Origin of the sequence: Salinisphaera aquimarina (assembly GCF_042643355.1) — a bacterium.
Lineage (GTDB): Bacteria > Pseudomonadota > Gammaproteobacteria > Nevskiales > Salinisphaeraceae > Salinisphaera > Salinisphaera aquimarina.
The window spans coordinates 75,517-92,472 of record NZ_JBHRSS010000008.1; the positions used below are offsets into that span (position 1 = coordinate 75,517).

Consider the following 16,956-nt stretch of genomic DNA (forward strand, 5'->3'; position numbering starts at 1 on the left):
CTGCCGATCCGAGGCTGCACATACTTATTCGCCCGGCCCATCGAGTACCCCCTCGGGGACATAGTGAGGTTTATCGAGCTCACTGTTCGCGCTGTAGTCGATCGGGCAATCGACCAGCACCACACCGCCCTGCTCATAGGCCTTCTCGAGCACCTCACCAAGCCGGTCACCCGAGCCGACGCGCATCCCGGTCGCCCCGTAGGCGTTCGCATACGCCACGAAATCCGGGTTGCCGAATGTCATCCCGAAATCGGCGAAGCCCTCGCCCGCCTGTTTCCAGCGAATGAACCCGTAACCATCGTCGCGCAGCAGCAGGACAACGAGATCCAGCTTGAGGCGTACCGCGGTCTCCATATCCTGACTGTTCATCATGAAGCCGCCGTCGCCACAGATCGCCATCACCCGCCGCTTGGCGTGCACCATCTTGGCTGCCATCGCAGCCGCCAGGCCGGCACCCATGCTTGCCAGGGCGTTGTCCAAAAGCACGGTGTTGTGGCCGTAGGCCGGGTACATGCGCGCGAACCAGATCTTGTAGATCCCGTTGTCCAGACTGATGATGTCCTCGCGACCCATGACGCCCCGTACCTGGCCGACCACGCGCTGCGGAATCGGCGGGTAGCTGTATTCCCAGTCGAAGTGGTGGAGTTTGTCGTTAACGTAGTCGCGCAAGCGGCCCAGTCGTGTGCGATCGACGAGCTTGCCTTCCAGGCGTTCGCGCAGGCTTGCAAGCGTATTCGAGATATCGCCGATGACTTCGTGCGCCGGGCTGTAGTATTCGTCCGGCTCGGCCAGCACGAAATCGATGTGCAGGATCTGCTTGTCCTTGTCGGCATTCCAGACCGCCGGCGGATATTCCACCACGTCGTAACCCAGGGTGATCACCAGATCGGCCTCATCGACCGCGCTATGGACATAATCGTGCTTGTGGATGCCCATGCAGAACAGACTCTGCGGGTGATCGTCGGCAAGCACGCCCTTGCCCATCTGGGTGCCGATGGCGAACAAGCCGGTCGCTTCCACGAACGCCTGTAGCTGCTCGGTCGTGCGCTTGCGATTGGCGCCCGAGGAATAGATGATCACCGGCTGTTTCGCGCTGCGAATCATGTTGGCCGCCTGCTCGGTGGCCTGATCGTCGGCGTTGGGTCGCCGCAACGTCACCCGGGTCTGCGGCACGCTGGGCTCGATTTCCTCGCCGGCGATATCCTCCGGTAGTTCCAGATGCACCGCTCCCGGACGCTCGCCTTCGGCCACCTTGAAGGCGTGGCGGATACTCCGCGGAATCGTGCCGCTGTCGGTCAGCGAACTGTTCCATTTCGTCAGCGGGCGGAACGTGTCCACCACGTCGATGAGCTGGAACTTGCCCTGGGTGTTGTCGCGGATGGCCTTCTGGCCAGTGATGGCCAGCACCGGCATGCCGCCCAGCTGTGCATAGGCGATACCGGTCAGCAGATTCGTTGCGCCCGGGCCGAGTGTCGCCAGACACACACCCGCACGGCCGGTCAGACGACCATAGGTAGCGGCCATGAACGCGGCATGCTGTTCGTGTCGCGTAACCACCAGCTGAATTCGGCTGGTGCGCAGCGACTCGATCACGTCCAGGTTTTCTTCACCCGGCACGCCGAACACATATTCGACACCTTCTTCCTCAAGGCATCGTACGAAAAGATCGGAAGCTTTCAATGCGTCTTTCCTTGCACAATCAGGGCTTGAGCATAGCGGTAATCACGACGGTGTGCCTTGGTTAGCAAAAGACTTCGCCCCTCCCCGTGCGACTAGGCCGCTGGAAGCTCGATCACGGACGATCGATCACCGCGACCGTCAGGCGTGAAACACACAGATGCCGTTCGCGGTCGTCGTAGAGATCGGTCTGCCAGACCTGGGTGCTACGGCCCACGCGAATCGGGGTGCAGCGCGCGTTGATCTGCCCCTCGGATGCACCGCGCAAATGGCTGGCATTCAAATCGATGCCGACACACGCATATCTCGTGCGATCCACGCACAGATTGGCGGCAACACTACCCATCGATTCGGATACCGCGCACGACATCCCGCCATGGAGAAGGCCCATCGGCTGGCGCGTGCGCTCGTCAACCATGAACGTGGCCACCAGAAAATCGTCTCCGATCGCCGTGTACGCAAATCCAAGCCGGCCGATCATATCCTTCGCACTCATTGCATTGACCGTATCCAGTTCCACTTCGTTTCGCCAGATTCGTGGCATCGATCCTCCTCTTTAAGCACAACCGTTGGATGAGGCATAGTACAACGCACTTATTCAGCAAATCCGACGGTCACAATGAGTTTCAATACCGAAGACGGCCCCGGCGTTCACACCGACGTCCCGCAGCAGACCACTGGTTTCACTTTCAACCACACCATGGTCCGTATCGTGGACCCGGAAGCATCGCTGGCTTTCTACACCAAGGTTTTCGGCATGCGCCTGCTCCGCAAGGTCGACATGCCCGAGGGCGAATTCACGCTCTACTTCCTCGCTTGCACCGGCAACGACGACGTGCCGGACGACAAGGACGCACGCGCCAAGTATGTGAACGGCCGCGAAGGCGTACTCGAGCTCACCCACAACTGGGGCACGGAAAAGGACCCCGACGCCAAGTACCACAACGGCAACGACAAGCCACAGGGCTATGGCCATATCTGCTTCACTGTCCCGGACCTGCAGGCCGCCTGCGCCTGGATGGACGAAAATGGCGTGGCCTTCAAGAAACGACCCGAAGATGGCCGCATGAGCCATATCGCCTTCGTGCTCGATCCGGACGGCTACTGGATCGAACTGGTAGGCCGATCCTAAGCCGATCCGAAGACATGTAGTCGTGGCGCGGCGTCGGGCGCCGGCCAAAAAACGCGACGCCCCGGTCGGGCGTCGCGTTTTGCGTTCGAACTCAGGAACATGGAACGAGGTTTTGATCATCCCGGCCATTTGATACCCACGAGTCTGCCAACGTATAGCGGTCGGCCGTCCATTGAATACAAAACGCTTTCCACGTCGGTCATCTACTTCGTGTTGAGTGCCAGTGCCGCGACGTTACGTTCACCGATACCCATAGCCGAATCTTAAAGCTGGCGCCATTCGTTTCTGTCTCCCATTACGCCCGGACTGCCCATCTAAGCCGGTTGATCAGCGAAGAAGGCGATCAGTTGATCGATGACCACGTCGGGCGCCTCTTCCGGCAAGTAATGGCCACAAGCTTCGATCGTTCCACCGACGACGTCATCGGCGACATTCTTGAGCGTGTCCAGCAGGATATTGCCCACGCCGCCGCTGGCACCCCATGCCATCACTGGCATGCTCAGCCGACGCGTCCCACGTTCTCGGTTGCGCTCCAGCCCACCGTTGTTGAACAGGGCCCGGTAATAGTCGAAGCCTGCCTTCGCCGCGCCCGGCGCACTGAATACGCGGGTGTATTCGTCCAGATCGGCGTCCGTGATCGCCGCCGGATTGAGCATCTTGGCCTTGAACAGCCAGTCGAGGTAGACCTTCTCTCGCCCCTCGACCAGCAACTCGGGAAGATCGTTGAGCCGGTTGAATCCAAAGTGCCAAGTCCGGATGTTGGCCTCTTCGGCGGGCGTGCCGGCGGGGCCTGCGGGCGTGATGCCCGGCAGCGCTGCGTCGTAGAGTGCCAGGCGCCCGATGTCGTTCGGCCAGTCGGCGGCCCACGCGTAACCGATCCAGGCGCCGATGTCATGGCCCGCTACGTCCAGCGGCCCCGATGACAAAAGCTCCAAGTGTTCGGCAAGTTCATGCAGGTCTCGGGCCGCCGTAGCCAGGTCGTAGCCGTGATCGGGTTTGTCGGAGTCGCCAAGTCCGCGGGGATCGACGGCGATGACCCGGCGCCCCGTTGCGGCTAGCGCCGGCATGACGTGGCGCCACGCATACCAGCTTTGCGGCCAGCCTGGAACAAGCAACACGGGCTTGCCCGCGCCGCCCTCGACATAATGCAGCTTGAACTCTCCGATCTGGGCATAGCCATGTTGGGCGTGCTGCCAGAACGTAACCGGCTCGATTGCAGGCATTGCGGGGATGACGCGGTCTTCAAAAGCATGAGCATTCATGGCGAGATTCTCCGTTTGAGATTGGGATGTGATATCAAGTCAGCGCGGGTGCGGCGATACGGCGCCACTTGAGCACGGCCACGGCCATGATCGAAAGCAGCATGACCAGAATTGAGAACGTGATACCGGCCGCGCGCAGGCCCATCGCTTCGATGGCGACACCGAGGCTAAGCACGGGCACCGACACCGCGAGGTAAACCACCACGAACAGCAGCGAGGTGACCTCCGCTCTCTGGTCGTGGGGACTGGCGGCAGCCACTGCTACGATGCTGGCGGCAAAGATGCCACCCTGCCCCAGGCCTGCTGCGATGGCGCCGAGGATGAGCAGGGTCATCGAATTGACGACCAATGAGACGGCCAGCAGCGCGGCGCCCAGGATCAGGACGCCACACGCCAGTGGCAGGCGCATACCTTCGGTGAACCGACGCTGCAGGATCTGTCCGCAGAGCGACGCCACAAACACGAGAAAGATCAGACCGCCAACCGTGGCGCGGTTGGAAATACCGATGACTTTTCCGAGAATCGCCGGCTCGAGCGAGGTCAGCAGCCCCAGCAGAGCGAAAGCAGCAAAACAGGCGATCGCGGCGGGGAAGAATGCCGTGCGAACGCCCGGGGGCAACCCCAGACTTTGCCGGCGCAAACAAGGATGCTGCGGTCGCTAGACGGTTTCAGGACAAAACAACAGCACACCGCCGGCGACGACCAGCAGCATCAGATGCACCAGGTACACAAGATGTAACGGCCACGGCAGATACTGCGAGATAACGCCGGTCAGGAGGGGACCGAGACCCAAACCGCCCATATTCGCCGCGGCAGCGACCATTGCCGCGCCCGTCTTTCTGCCAGCAGGTGCCAACTCGATCACGGCGATGGTCGCGGTAGCCGTGAACAAGCCGGCGGACAACCCCGACAGCGCGCGTCCGAGTAGCAACACCCACAACGCGCCACCGAGAAGAAATAGCAGCGAGCTGGCTACCGAACACAGCAGCCCGGCCGTGAGCATCGGGCGGCGCCCGACCTGATCGGACCAGGGGCCGGTGAAGATGAGCGCGCCAAGTACACCGAATGCGTACGTAGCGAAGATGACGGCCACCATCAGATTACTGAGGCCCAGATGCTGCTGATATAGAGGATAGATCGGTGTCGGCAGCGTGGTTCCGGCCATGCCGACGGCGAAGATCAGCGCAATCACCATGAACCAATAGGGGCCGTGGTCGAATTGTGGTGGCGGGCGTTTGGTACTTGGTTCGATGGACATGGCGGCATCCTTATTAAAAGGGAATGTTTGTTTCCTATTTAGATAAAAATTTTTACTGCAATGCGCGCATGGTTTGCTCGACGACAGCGCCAATCTCGCGTGAAGTGGCACCACGTTTACCTAGTACACGCAGGCCTTCCACCATGCACAGCAGGTAACGGGCAGACGCCTGGACATCGAGGTGGTTCGGCAAGGATCCGTCCTGTATTCCCAACTCCACGAAGTCGGCGAACAAGTGCTCGATCTGTGCGAGGGCCTGGCGAAACCGGTGCGCCAACTTGGTGTCGAAAGTATCGATGTCCGTTACCCCGCCCATCACCAGGCAACCGCGTCGCCCCTCCGCGTCATGCGAAACTTCGGCGTAGCAATGCAGCGTCGCCAGGATCTTCTCCCGGCCTGTCCGGGTCGGTGCAAGCCAACGAGACAGCGCCACACCGCGGCTCTCTAGGTAGCGGTCGAGTGCCGCGATAAAAATTGCCCGCTTGTCCTTGAACGCCTTGTACAGGCTCCCGGCCGTCAGCCCCATGGCGGCGCGCAGGTCGGCGATGGAAGTGGCGTTGTAGCCGCGCTCGCGGAACACCAGCATTGCGGCGTCCAGCGCCTTGTCCATGTCGAACTCGCGCGGACGTCCCACGTGGCGCTTTTTGGAGATGGGGACAGATGTGTTCATTGGCATATTATATGGAACGAATGTTTCCTAATTCAACCCGTCCCATGGACGCATTATGTGGCGCCCCACCCTGTTTGCATCGGCTGCCCCGGTCGGAACCCTGCTGCCCTGTCAACGGTTTGAGTCACGTAAAGGGCGTCGCTAACCAATCAATGGCATTCCGCTCATTTTGTATGGTCCGGCTGATAAGACAGCGGATTTCCTCAAGGAACGCCACGGTGGGGTCAAGCGCCTGACGCCTGTGGCGTCCGAAGATCAGCATGTGGCTAGCCTGACAACTTGAGCCCGGCGTTTGTAGACGGCGCCGGTGAGAGGGAGAAATACTCTGCGGTCGAGCCTAGCGGCACGTCGCATCCCCATTTGCCATGGAGCAAAAGAATTTTCAAAGGATACGTGCCGCCGTATGAATCTGCTCCTCTACCAGAAGCGAGCTTGGCTCTTCGATCTCGCCCGGCTCATGCGATACGACTTTCGGCCCCATAACTATGCGAGCAGAGTCACAGCGGTCGGCGTGAAACCGGCGTCCGCAAGTCAGGCACTCGGGGGATGCCGCTTGCGTGCGTAGTGTGCTTTTGCCTTGGCGCGATTGCCACAGGTCGCCATGGAACACCAGCGTCGCGCGTTATTTTTGGACGTATCGTAGAAAAAAAGGATACACCCACTGTGTTCACAGGACTTGAGGCGGCCCGCCTTTCCGTTAGCCAGGTAGCGAGCGGCCGACTCAGCCACCAGTGAAAGCACGGCTTCAACGTCGATACGGCCGGTCAATTCAAAACGCAGGTCAAAATCCTGACCCGTTTCTCGGACCGTTGGACGCCATACACCCGTCGCCAGCTGATCGTTCAGCAACTGGACAAAAGTCTGGCCGGCCGAATGGCCAGCCGCGAACCGTTCGGCCTGCTTCCTGAGCTCGTGGCGAAAAGACCTGGCTTGGTTCAATGCGTGAGTATCACCATTGCGCTCCGCGTCCCTGCCTGCGGACCCGTGTATCTCACACAGATTTGCTTGTTCGGCCCAGGCCGCAAGATCGCCGGTGCTGCCCAGCAAATCGACTGCACTATCGCCTTCCATCAATTCAGTGTTGAGGAAATCCAGCCAAGTCAACCCGGCCAGGAACACGAAGGGTCGATCCGAAACTTGCGTGCTCACGATGTTCAAACTCTCAATTGTATTTTTTACTCATTAATCACGCGCTCAATATAACCATCAAAATACACATTGACAAGTTATTATATTTAAGTAACCTTTAATTCTCCTTTATGCCAGTTAGCTTCAGCAAGGAGACTAACCGTGGTCACTACCACCGCCCGTACCCAGGGCATTCATCACGTCGGGCTCACCGTGCCTGATATCGTTGCCACCCAGACTTTCTTTCGAGAGGCTCTGGGCTTTTCCCAGGTCCGCGAAGTGCCGGATTACCCCGCTGTTTTCGTGAGTGACGGCACCGTGATGCTCACGCTCTGGCAAGCGGAAGATCCCACCAGCGCCATCGCCTTCGATCGACGGCGGGTGATCGGCCTTCATCACCTCGCCTTGCGGGTCGCTGCCGCGCAGAGCCTGGACGCGCTTTATGAGGAGCTCGCCGAACGCGACGATGTCACCATCGAGTTTGCCCCCGAGCCACTGCGTGACGGGCCCACTCGGCACATGATCTGCGCCATCCCCGGCGGCATCCGTATCGAACTGATCGCGCCCGCATAACGGCTGTTGGCGCCACAACACAACATAAGCACTATGACGCCATCGCCCTTCCATACCGGTGAGACGTATGCCCAGCAGCAAGCGGGTGTGGGCGACGATCCCGAGGCTTCGGCGCGTCAATCTATTCGCGGCTATCTGCCCGAACAGCACCGCGCCTTCCATACGTCGTTGCCGTTTATCATCGCGGCCGCGAGAGACGACCAAGGTCAGCCATGGGCGACCATCCTGGCCGGCCCCGAGGGGTTTGTGACCTCGCCTGACCCACGAACGCTTTTGATTGATACGTCAGTATTCTCCGGCGACGCCCTCGACGGCGCGCTGGGAGCGGACGTGGACCTAGGTTTACTCGGGATTGAACTCGCCAGTCGCCGCCGTAATCGGGTCAACGGTCGGGTTAAACGCCATGACTCGGGGGCGATCACCTTGGCCGTCGACCAGACCTTCGGCAACTGTCCTCAATACATTCGACAGCGTGAGTGGCGACACGTCGTGCAATCGTCGCCGGGCACGCCGCGCCGCGGGTGCCGTCTGACGGCCGATCAATGCCGATGGATCACCAGCGCCGATACTTTTTTCATCGCGAGCGGATACCGCGGCGAAGGCGAAAGCCCGATGTTCGGTATGGATGCTTCCCACCGCGGCGGTGAGCCCGGCTTCGTTCAAGTCGAGAACAACCGTCACTTGGTGTTCCCAGACTACGCGGGCAACCATTACTTCAACACGCTCGGCAATCTTGTACTCGACCCTCGTGCCGGCTTGCTTTTCGTCGATTTCGAGCAGGGCAGCCTGCTTCAACTGGCCGTGCGAACTACGATCGACTGGCACTCGTCAGCCGTTGCAGCGTTCCCCGGTGCTCGGCGCCTGATTCACTGCGAGATCGATGCCGTCGTCGAATTACTCATGGTGCTGCCCTTGCGATGGGAGGCGGGTGGCTCGCCAGTGCGTGCGTTACGGCTGGTGAGCAAGACCACTGAAAGCGACGACGTCACCTCCTTTGTCTTCGCTGCCAGAGACGGCGGGCAGCTACCGCCCTTCCAAGCGGGCCAGCACTTGCCGCTTGAACTCAAGGTGCCGGGCCAGACGCAGTCTGTCCGGCGCACCTACTCGCTATCCAATGGGCCAAGCAAGGAGCGCTATCGCATCAGCGTCAAGCGCGGACCGGACGGCTTGGCCTCAAGCCACCTTCACGACAACGTTGACGTCGGCGCCATCATCAATGCCAACGCGCCAGCCGGCGACTTCGTGCTGGCCGGTAACCACGCCCCCATTGTGCTGATCAGCGCCGGTATTGGTGTGACGCCGATGATCAGCATGCTCGAGAGTCTGGCGGAGACCGGAGACGACCGCCCGGTGTTGTTTATCCATGGAGCACGGGACGGCCGACACCATCCTCTGGCACAAGAGGTTCGCGATGCGGCCGCACGCCGCACGGGAATCCAGACACATGTTGCCTATAGCCGCCCGAGGCCGGAGGACCGACTCGGTCTGGATTACGACAGTGCGGGACGAGTCGACGGCCCGCTGATTGCCAGCCTGATCGTCGACAATGAGGCCGAATACTACGTTTGCGGGCCGGTTCGTTTCATGGCGGATATTCAGAATGGCCTGGAAACGTCGGGCGTCGCAGCCGATCGCGTGCATACCGAATCGTTTGGACCCGCGAGCCGAGCCGGCAACCGCTAATAGCTTCCCAGGCGCGAATCAATCTGAGGTGGTGATACAAGCACCGTTCTCTCCATAGAGTTGCGATCACCTAATCTGACCGGCGCTTAAAAAACCCGCTCGACAGTCCCAGCCCGGCACGGCTGATGGAGCCGCTACGCGGAGCCATACGGCGGGATCCGTGCGTATCCCGGCCGCGTTCAATCATTTGTACGAACTGCGTGCTTCCTGCGGCTCCCTGCCGCTCCAGGGCATTCTGCCGTTGTCCCCGACATAGGACATGCCAGGACCGATCACGCGCCATGCGGCCGACCCGGAACCTGCCTTTGCGGCGTTGTCGGGCCAAACCTATATCGCGTCTTCGCCACGCTCAGACCTGACTATCGGTGTGGTCGACGCCTCGTTTCACGACGAGGAAACCTCGACCAGCCACGCTATCGCTGCCGTCGCTTATCGGGCGCTGGGCGAATTCGAAAAAGCCGGGGCGCGTTGCACGCCGATCACGCTCGATGGTCTCCGAGAGGCCGTCGACAGCGCAGATGTCATTGCCTACGAATTTGCCACTGCGCTGGCGCAGGATCTGGCGATACGGCCGAACAGCCCGGTCGATTCATTACAGACCATCGTCGATCGCGGCTGGCACCACGAGCAGATGAAGGACATCCTCGCCGATCGGGCCAACCACGCGGGCCCGAACAGCCCGGGATATCGACACGCCCTGGCCTGTCAGGCCGCGCTCCTCGAGCGCATGGAGGACAGCCTTGTAAAAAACAGCCTGGACGTATTGTGTTACCCAACGCTTGTTCACCCGCCCACAGCGCTCGGCGGCAAACAGCACGGCAGCAATGCGCTCCTGGCACCAGTCACCGGCCTGCCCGCGGTCAATCTGCCGATTGGCTTCGACCGTGATGGCTTGCCCGTGGGTCTCGAGCTTCTGGCGGGACCAGGCAATGAAGCCGTGTTATTGCAGGCGGCTCGTGCGTGGGCTGATCTAGCCGACGGCTGGACCGTGCCAAACGCTGTCCGTTGCAGCAGTCTCCTGGCAAAGCCAGCTGTTGCGCCTTGAAAGGCTGTAGGGATTGATACAGATACCTTGGCCAGCCAACGTCCACAACACAAGGGCACCGCCATACCCGTCGGTCCGGTAAGCCCCCAATGAAATGCGCAACGCGGACTTCAACACAGCGAAGGCAATACCCGAAGGAACTTGCGAAATCGTCTAAACAGGCGGTGTAGAGAACCGCCTGGCGCAGCCAAGCTAGACAGGGCCGGGAACGAGGCGGCAGTTCGAAGCGGTATTAGCCCCGCCGCCATACATTCCCTTGACAACACTTGGTCCCCAGCTTGTACCCACGCCATAAAATAAAGACTCCTGAAGGAGCCTTAATTTTCTGAAACTGGCTGTTTGTATGGTGGGCCGTGCTGGATTCGAACCAGCGGCCAATTGATTAAAAGTGACCAGAGTTCAGATATCGTTTTCAGTTCATAAATAGTCATTTAGAACACAATACCGCACTCAATTTTTAGGCAACTATGTACAAGTAAAATCAAGCGCTTACGCAGTAGTTTTCGGAGGCCGCGATGGTCGACGAATGGGTCAGGCTCCACGGCATAGACAATTTATATCTGCCTTTTAAATCGTGCATTGACGATGACGTGCAAGCAATGAAAACAGTGCTAGCGTGCAGTAGACCTGCGGCCACCAATTCTTTTTAGCCGATCACAACGTGATCTAAAGCATAAGCGTGGTCGAGACAGAGTAACGGCCCTGACGCCCTTCAGCGTGCTAGCGAGAGCGCGTGCATGCGGCCGCTATAAACGACTAGCCTAAGCATGAACAGATCGACCGCGCCAACATCCACTTATCCAAACACTCATCGCCGGTGACACCGGGTCAAGTCGAGAGGCATCTCTGGAATATCCCCGATAATGGCGTATGCCCACTGTCGGCAAATTTGCTTGCAGCACACCTCGATGTGGCCGAGCATGTCGACACTCGCGTATTCCAACATCAGGAGGACCTACTCAAAAATTGACGTTCTCCGCCCCTTTCAGCGCCAGCAGTTCACGCGCTTCTTCCGGCGTCGCAATTTCCAGTGACAGCCCTTCCAGGATACCGCGGATCCTTTCCACCTGTGAGGCGTTCGTCTGAGCCAGTTCACCCGGACGAATCCAGAGGGAGTCCTCCAGACCGACGCGAACGTTCGCACCCATCGTGGCACCCATCGTCGCCAGCGGCATCTGATTGCGACCCGCGCCCAGAATCGACCATTGATAATCCTGTCCGAACAGCCGATCCGCTGTTCGCCGCATATGCATCAGGTCTTCGGGATGCGGGCCGATACCGCCAAGAATGCCGAACACGGTCTGGATGAACAGCGGTGGTTCGATCAGTCCGCGGTCGAGAAAATGCGCGAGGTTGTAGAGATGGCCTACGTCGTAGCATTCGAACTCAAAGCGCGTGCCATTGGCGCTGCAGGCCGTGAGGATGTGCTCGATATCCTTGAAGGTGTTCTTGAACACCAGATCGTGGCTACCCTCCAGATACGCCCGCTCCCATTCATGCTCGAATTCCTTGTAGCGTCCCAGCATCGGGAACAGTCCAAAATTGATCGAGCCCATGTTCAGCGATGCAAGTTCCGGCCCACATTTCAGAGCCGGTTGCAGACGCTCCTCGACGCTCATGGTCGGCGCGCCACCAGTGGTGATATTGATCACCGCATCGGTGGATGACTTGATTCGCGGCAGAAACTCCCGAAACGCGTCCGGCGTCTGATCCGGCCGACCGGTTTGTGCGTCCCGCGCATGCAGGTGCAGGATCGCCGCACCTGCTTCTGCCGCGCCGATCGCGGACTCCGCAATAGCGTCTGCCCCCTTGGGTAGATACGACGACATGGACGGGGTGTGGATTGCGCCGGTCACCGCACAGGTGATGATGACTTTGCGGGTTTTGGGCATGGTCTGCTCCTAACGTGTTGCCATGGTGATTCATGTTTCGCGTCGAAGACGCACAGGCGCGCGGTTACTCTCCGATATCCCGCGCCGCCCTTCGCTTCGCGGCGACGACGGCCGCCAGCCGACGGTCACGCCAATCCTGACGCCGCTGAAGATCGGGCTCATCGAGCCGTGCGCGACGTTCGCGCTCGATCTGCGTGACAAGTGCCGGCGTCCAGGCGCGCGGATCCGCCTGGCTTTGCGCCATCTCGTAATACATCGGGCCAAAACGGGCGCAATAGTCCGCCACTCCGGCGGGCGCGTTCAGGTCGATGGTCTCGAACGGCCCCATGAACGACCATCGCAGACCTAACCCATCCGCGACCGCGCGATCGACATCGGCGGTATCCGCGACCCCGTCCTCGACCAGCCTGAATGCCTCCGCGAGCAGCGCACCCTGCAGACGATTCAGCACGAACCCCTGAATCTCTTTTCTCAGCGTGATCGGAGCTTGTCCGACCGCGTCCATGAGCGCGCGCGTGCGCTCCACTACCGCCCCATCCGTCCAGGGCGCAGGAACCAGTTCCACCAACGGTACGAGATGCGGCGGATTGACCGGATGTGCGACCAGACAACGTGAGCGGCCCGGCAAATCCTTGGTGAACCGGGACGCGGCCAAGAATGATGTCGAACTGGCCAGCACAGCGCCGACCGGCGCCCATGCGTCGAGACGGCGGTAGAGCGCTTGCTTGACCGACAGATCCTCGGATACACATTCCTGTACATGCGTCGCGTCGCCGACCGCGGTCTCCAACTCCTCGCAGATCCTGATTCGCCCAGCTGCAGCATCGGCCGTCGCGGAGTCCAACAGATCCTGACGCGCGATATCCGCCAGAGATGCCTTGATACGCGACATTGCGCACTCACGCGCTTCGGCCTGGGCATCGAACAAGGCAACGTCGAAACCCGCGCGTGCGAACACGATGGCCCAGCTGCGACCGATCAGCCCCACGCCGATGATGGCGATACGCTGTGTCTGCTGCTGACGATCCGAATTAGAGGGTTTCGACATTGCCGCAAACGCTCAGCGATTGACCGGAAATGTTTGCACCCGCGGGGGAGCACAGAAACAGGGCCATGTTGGCTACGTCTTGTGCCGTCACCATTCGGCGCAGCGAGATTCGGTCGAGGTATTGGCGCTCCATGGTTGGATAGTCGACATCCGTAGCCTTCGCTCGGGCCGCGATCACGCCTTCGATGCGCGGGCCCTCGACGATGCCGGGCAGTATCGCGTTGACCCGGACGCCGTCCGGCCCCAGCTCCTTGGCAAGCGACTGGGTCAGCCCGACAATCGCCCATTTGGTGGCGGCATACGGCGTACGAAAGGCATAGCCCAGGCGCCCCGCCACCGATGACATATTGATCATGCGGCCACGACTGGCTCGAAGCTGCGGCGCCGCCAGCTTGGCACAGTAGAACTGTCCGTTGAGATTAACGTTGACTGCCTGCTGCCAATCATCGATCGAGATTTCGTCGACGGCCGCGGTTGGGCCGGCGATACCAGCATTATTGACCAGCACATCCAGTCCACCGAGTTGGGCCTCAGCCTGCTCGAACAAGGCGACTACCTGTGCGGGATCTGCGACGTCGGCACGGGTCGCGGTGAACGCCGGTTGTTCACGACGACAATTGGCCAGTGCCTCGTCGGAAATGTCACAAACGTGGATACGAGCGCCGTGCTCGGCCAACGTATCCGCGATCGCCCGGCCAATTCCAGCTGCACCTGCTGTTACAAGTACCCGCAACCCACACGGGCTATCGCTCGCTTTCGCCTCGCTCATGGGAATCTCCTCCACCACTTGTCTTGGCAATGTTCACGTCACTCTTAAAGGGTAAGCGTTTACCCTTTATATGTCAGCAGGCTAACCGGAGTGTCTCACGCCGACGTGCGGATGACCATCTGATACGGAACAATGCACTGCTCTGGGTGCTCGCGTGCGCTGGCCATCCCGCTGCCGGCAAACAACTTTGCCACACGTGTGCCGATCTCGACGCTGGGTACGGATACGGTACTGAGCCATGGCGCTAGCCATTCATTGAGCGGATTATCGTCGAAACCGAACAACGCCACGTCATCGGGCACCGACAGGCCCCGCTCCCCACACCGGCGGTATATCCCGTATGCCACTGGGTCGTTTGCACAGAATACGGCGCGGGCCGGTGCGGGCCCCGACAGCAGCTGCTCGGCTTGGATGTAGCCCGACTCCATGCTTAGATCGCTGTCATAGACACGGGCCGGATCTATTGGATGGCCCGACGCAGCAAGCGCATCGCGAAACCCTTCGAAGCGCTCCCGGCTTGCCGAGGAATCCCACGGCCCGCGCACGACGCTGATCGGATAGTAGCCACGGTCCATGAAATGTTTCGCAACGTCGCCGCCCGCGGCGTAATTGTCGATGCCGACGAACGGCCTATCGGCTCGGTACGGACTCTTGCGATTGATGAATACAATCGGCATGTCATCGGCCAATGCCCGCTCGAGTCCCGGGCTCGGCACTGCCCCAAGGAGCGCAATGCCGGCGACCAAGTGAGAGCGCATCTCCTCAATGTACGCGTCCTGCAAGATCGCTTGTTCACGGGTATTGCAGAGAATCATCGCTTTACCTATGCGTCTGGTACCGGTCTGGATCGCGTCCGCAATGCTAGCGTAGAAGGCGTTCGTAGTATCCGGCGTCAGCAACGCTACCGTCGGCGACTGCATCATGCTCAGCGCCCTTCCTACCCTGACCGGCCGATATTCCAGCTCCTCGACCGCGCTGCGTATCCGCGTCCGCGTATCCAGCGAGGCCTTGTGGTTCATGCCGTTCAGCACCCGCGAGACTGTCGCCGTCGATACACCGGCCCGGGCGGCAACGTCGTCGATCGTGATCTGTTTCTTTTTTGCCATTGCATCCTTCCGATTCCCGGCCCTTTCGAGGCCCTGTTTTGAACACCATGGTTCAGTGCGCAGTACTTTAGAGCCGCTCGCGCATGCAAGTACGACATTAGGTTAATCACTTACATTTAAATATTGCCCACAACCGGAAAATATATGGCCGAGCGGCGAGACACCCAAGCGGTCGTTTTACAAGGGCTATAGCATTAGCTAGCGTCGACAAGCTGCTTGACCGGGTGCATTGAAAAGAGATTATCAACCTGAAGGCGAGCCTGTCTTCGCTTGTGTTTCCAACGTGCTTTTGTTAATTGAGGATCGAGATGCACGCATAACGCCCGCCTAAGCTTACGGCGATTTGCATTATTCGGCACACTGATATTTCAATAAGGGTAAGCGGTTACCTCGCGACCGAATTGGACGCGTTCAGCGGCAAATTATAAAAACGCAAAACAAGCGAAAGGAGACGAAGGCATGAACAACGATCATGACGACGTGCGGCAGGATCGCCGCAAATTGCTGAAAGCCGGCGCGGCGCTGGGCGCCGCCGCGACGATCGGCCCCTTTTTCATCGGCAATGCCCGCGCGGCCGAGCCACTACGCATAGGCTTACTGCTGCCCAAATCCGGAAGCTACGCGGTCCAGGGTGCTCAGGGACAGCAAGGCGCGATGTTGGCCCTCGAAGACTTTGGCGGCCATGTTAACGACCGTCCGGTCGAAGTCGTCTGGTACGACGAAAACGGGCCGCAGACAACGCAGCAGAACATGCACAAGCTCATTGAGGAAAAGCATGTCGTTGCCGTTCAGGGCGGTATCTCCAGCGGTGACATCCTAGCGATAATGCCGGTCGCCGAGCGTGCCAGCGTGCCGTTGATGGCCACCGGCCCGAATGCCAGCGAAATCACCGGCGCCCAATGCAGCAAACACACCTTCCGCGTCGATCTGCCCAATTACACGACCGTTCGTAGCGTCTATCCCGAGCTGGCGAAGCACGGCAAGAACTGGTACTTCATCTATGCCTCCTACGCTTGGGGCATCGACGGCTTCAACCAGATGAAGGGTGTGCTCACCGAGGACGGCGGGAAGGTTGTTGGCGCAGACAAAACGCCACTGGGCACGACCGACTTCAGCTCGTATATTCTGAAGGTCATGTCGGCGGAGCCGGACGCGCTGTTCCTAGGCATCGGCGGTAGCGATCTCACCAATTTCCTCAAACAGTTCCACCAGATGGGGCTCACGGACAAGCTGCCCATCTCGGCCCTGGTCGCAAACGATACCGACCTGTGGTCGGCTGGGCCCGCTGCGGCCACGGGCATCTATCCGAAGATCTGGAACTACGCCAACGCCGACAATACCCAGAAGAGCAATCAGTTTGCCAAGACCTTCGAAGAGAAGCACGGCAAACCGCCAGAATCGCAAGCCTGGCAGGACTACTTCGGTATGAGCGCCCTGCTGACTGCGCTAAAGCAGGCCAAGTCCACCGACGGGAAGGACATGGTTGCCTTCCTCGAACAACACAAGTTCGAGGGTTACAAAGAACGGCCGATCTACTTCCGCTCCTGGGATCACCAGCTGATCCAGCCCACGCTGGTTGCCTCGGTCAAGAAGGAGATTCCGGACAAGTACGACTATTTCGATATCGCGAGCGTGCAGCCCGGCGCAAGCGAGCCGCTCGAGTCGATTTTCCCGGATCAACAAACGAGCGAGTGTCAGCTCGGTTGAGGGGTC

General features: G+C 59.9%; 15 protein-coding genes and 1 pseudogene. 5 read left to right on the plus strand and 11 right to left on the minus strand.

What is annotated here, in order from left to right; genetic code table 11:
- Positions 1-24: 24 nt before the first annotated feature.
- The gene (locus tag ACFOSU_RS15735) at positions 25-1,680 is read right to left on the minus strand and encodes an acetolactate synthase large subunit (RefSeq protein WP_380690890.1); all 1,656 of its coding nucleotides are present in this window, start codon (positions 1,678-1,680) and stop codon (positions 25-27) included.
- Positions 1,681-1,792: 112 nt separating this feature from the next.
- Complete coding sequence (locus tag ACFOSU_RS15740; protein ID WP_380690891.1) at positions 1,793-2,197, minus strand: hotdog fold thioesterase; 405 nt, start codon at positions 2,195-2,197, stop codon at positions 1,793-1,795.
- Between the two features lie 99 nt (positions 2,198-2,296).
- Between ACFOSU_RS15740 and gloA the strand changes: the two genes are divergently transcribed.
- Positions 2,297-2,809, plus strand: a complete 513-nt coding sequence (gene gloA / locus ACFOSU_RS15745) for a lactoylglutathione lyase (protein WP_380690892.1) — start codon at positions 2,297-2,299, stop codon at positions 2,807-2,809.
- 314 nt (positions 2,810-3,123) lie between these two features.
- Here the strand turns inward: gloA and ACFOSU_RS15750 are convergent, their stop codons facing one another.
- The 5 genes from ACFOSU_RS15750 to ACFOSU_RS15770 form a co-directional block, all read right to left on the minus strand.
- Positions 3,124-4,071 (minus strand): alpha/beta fold hydrolase, encoded by a 948-nt coding sequence (locus ACFOSU_RS15750; RefSeq protein WP_380690893.1) that lies wholly within the window; start codon positions 4,069-4,071, stop codon positions 3,124-3,126.
- Between the two features lie 34 nt (positions 4,072-4,105).
- Positions 4,106-4,711, minus strand: a complete 606-nt coding sequence (locus ACFOSU_RS15755; protein ID WP_380690894.1) for a hypothetical protein — start codon at positions 4,709-4,711, stop codon at positions 4,106-4,108.
- 18 nt (positions 4,712-4,729) lie between these two features.
- Positions 4,730-5,329: an MFS transporter gene (locus ACFOSU_RS15760; protein WP_380690895.1), complete on the minus strand. Its 600-nt coding sequence runs from the start codon at positions 5,327-5,329 to the stop codon at positions 4,730-4,732.
- Positions 5,330-5,381: 52 nt separating this feature from the next.
- Entirely contained in the window at positions 5,382-5,939 is a 558-nt protein-coding gene (locus ACFOSU_RS15765) for a TetR/AcrR family transcriptional regulator (protein ID WP_380690896.1), read from the minus strand.
- 591 nt (positions 5,940-6,530) lie between these two features.
- Positions 6,531-7,148, minus strand: a complete 618-nt coding sequence (locus ACFOSU_RS15770) for a CGNR zinc finger domain-containing protein (protein WP_380690897.1) — start codon at positions 7,146-7,148, stop codon at positions 6,531-6,533.
- Between the two features lie 141 nt (positions 7,149-7,289).
- Between ACFOSU_RS15770 and ACFOSU_RS15775 the strand changes: the two genes are divergently transcribed.
- The 3 genes and pseudogenes from ACFOSU_RS15775 to ACFOSU_RS15785 all read left to right on the plus strand — a co-directional run.
- The gene (locus ACFOSU_RS15775) at positions 7,290-7,700 is read left to right on the plus strand and encodes a VOC family protein (RefSeq protein WP_380690898.1); all 411 of its coding nucleotides are present in this window, start codon (positions 7,290-7,292) and stop codon (positions 7,698-7,700) included.
- Between the two features lie 33 nt (positions 7,701-7,733).
- On the plus strand, positions 7,734-9,383 hold the full coding sequence (locus ACFOSU_RS15780) for an FAD-binding oxidoreductase (protein ID WP_380690899.1): 1,650 nt from the start codon (positions 7,734-7,736) through the stop codon (positions 9,381-9,383).
- Positions 9,384-9,537: 154 nt separating this feature from the next.
- Positions 9,538-10,428: pseudogene (locus ACFOSU_RS15785) on the plus strand (amidase family protein); the annotation flags it as partial.
- 959 nt (positions 10,429-11,387) lie between these two features.
- Here ACFOSU_RS15785 and ACFOSU_RS15790 read toward each other — a convergent pair.
- From ACFOSU_RS15790 to ACFOSU_RS15805, 4 genes are all read right to left on the minus strand, one after another.
- Positions 11,388-12,320 (minus strand): BKACE family enzyme, encoded by a 933-nt coding sequence (locus tag ACFOSU_RS15790; protein WP_380690900.1) that lies wholly within the window; start codon positions 12,318-12,320, stop codon positions 11,388-11,390.
- Between the two features lie 64 nt (positions 12,321-12,384).
- A complete protein-coding gene (locus ACFOSU_RS15795; RefSeq protein ID WP_380690901.1) occupies positions 12,385-13,368 on the minus strand; it encodes a 3-hydroxyacyl-CoA dehydrogenase in 984 nt (327 codons plus the stop codon).
- Positions 13,352-14,137 (minus strand): SDR family oxidoreductase, encoded by a 786-nt coding sequence (locus tag ACFOSU_RS15800; protein WP_380690902.1) that lies wholly within the window; start codon positions 14,135-14,137, stop codon positions 13,352-13,354. The genes ACFOSU_RS15795 and ACFOSU_RS15800 overlap by 17 nt, the downstream gene beginning before the upstream one ends.
- Before the next feature lie 95 nt (positions 14,138-14,232).
- On the minus strand, positions 14,233-15,243 hold the full coding sequence (locus ACFOSU_RS15805) for a LacI family DNA-binding transcriptional regulator (protein WP_380690903.1): 1,011 nt from the start codon (positions 15,241-15,243) through the stop codon (positions 14,233-14,235).
- Positions 15,244-15,702: 459 nt separating this feature from the next.
- On the opposite strand from ACFOSU_RS15805, the gene ACFOSU_RS15810 reads away from it, so the two are divergent.
- Positions 15,703-16,950: an ABC transporter substrate-binding protein gene (locus tag ACFOSU_RS15810; RefSeq protein WP_380690904.1), complete on the plus strand. Its 1,248-nt coding sequence runs from the start codon at positions 15,703-15,705 to the stop codon at positions 16,948-16,950.
- The last annotated feature ends 6 nt before the right edge of the window (positions 16,951-16,956 follow it).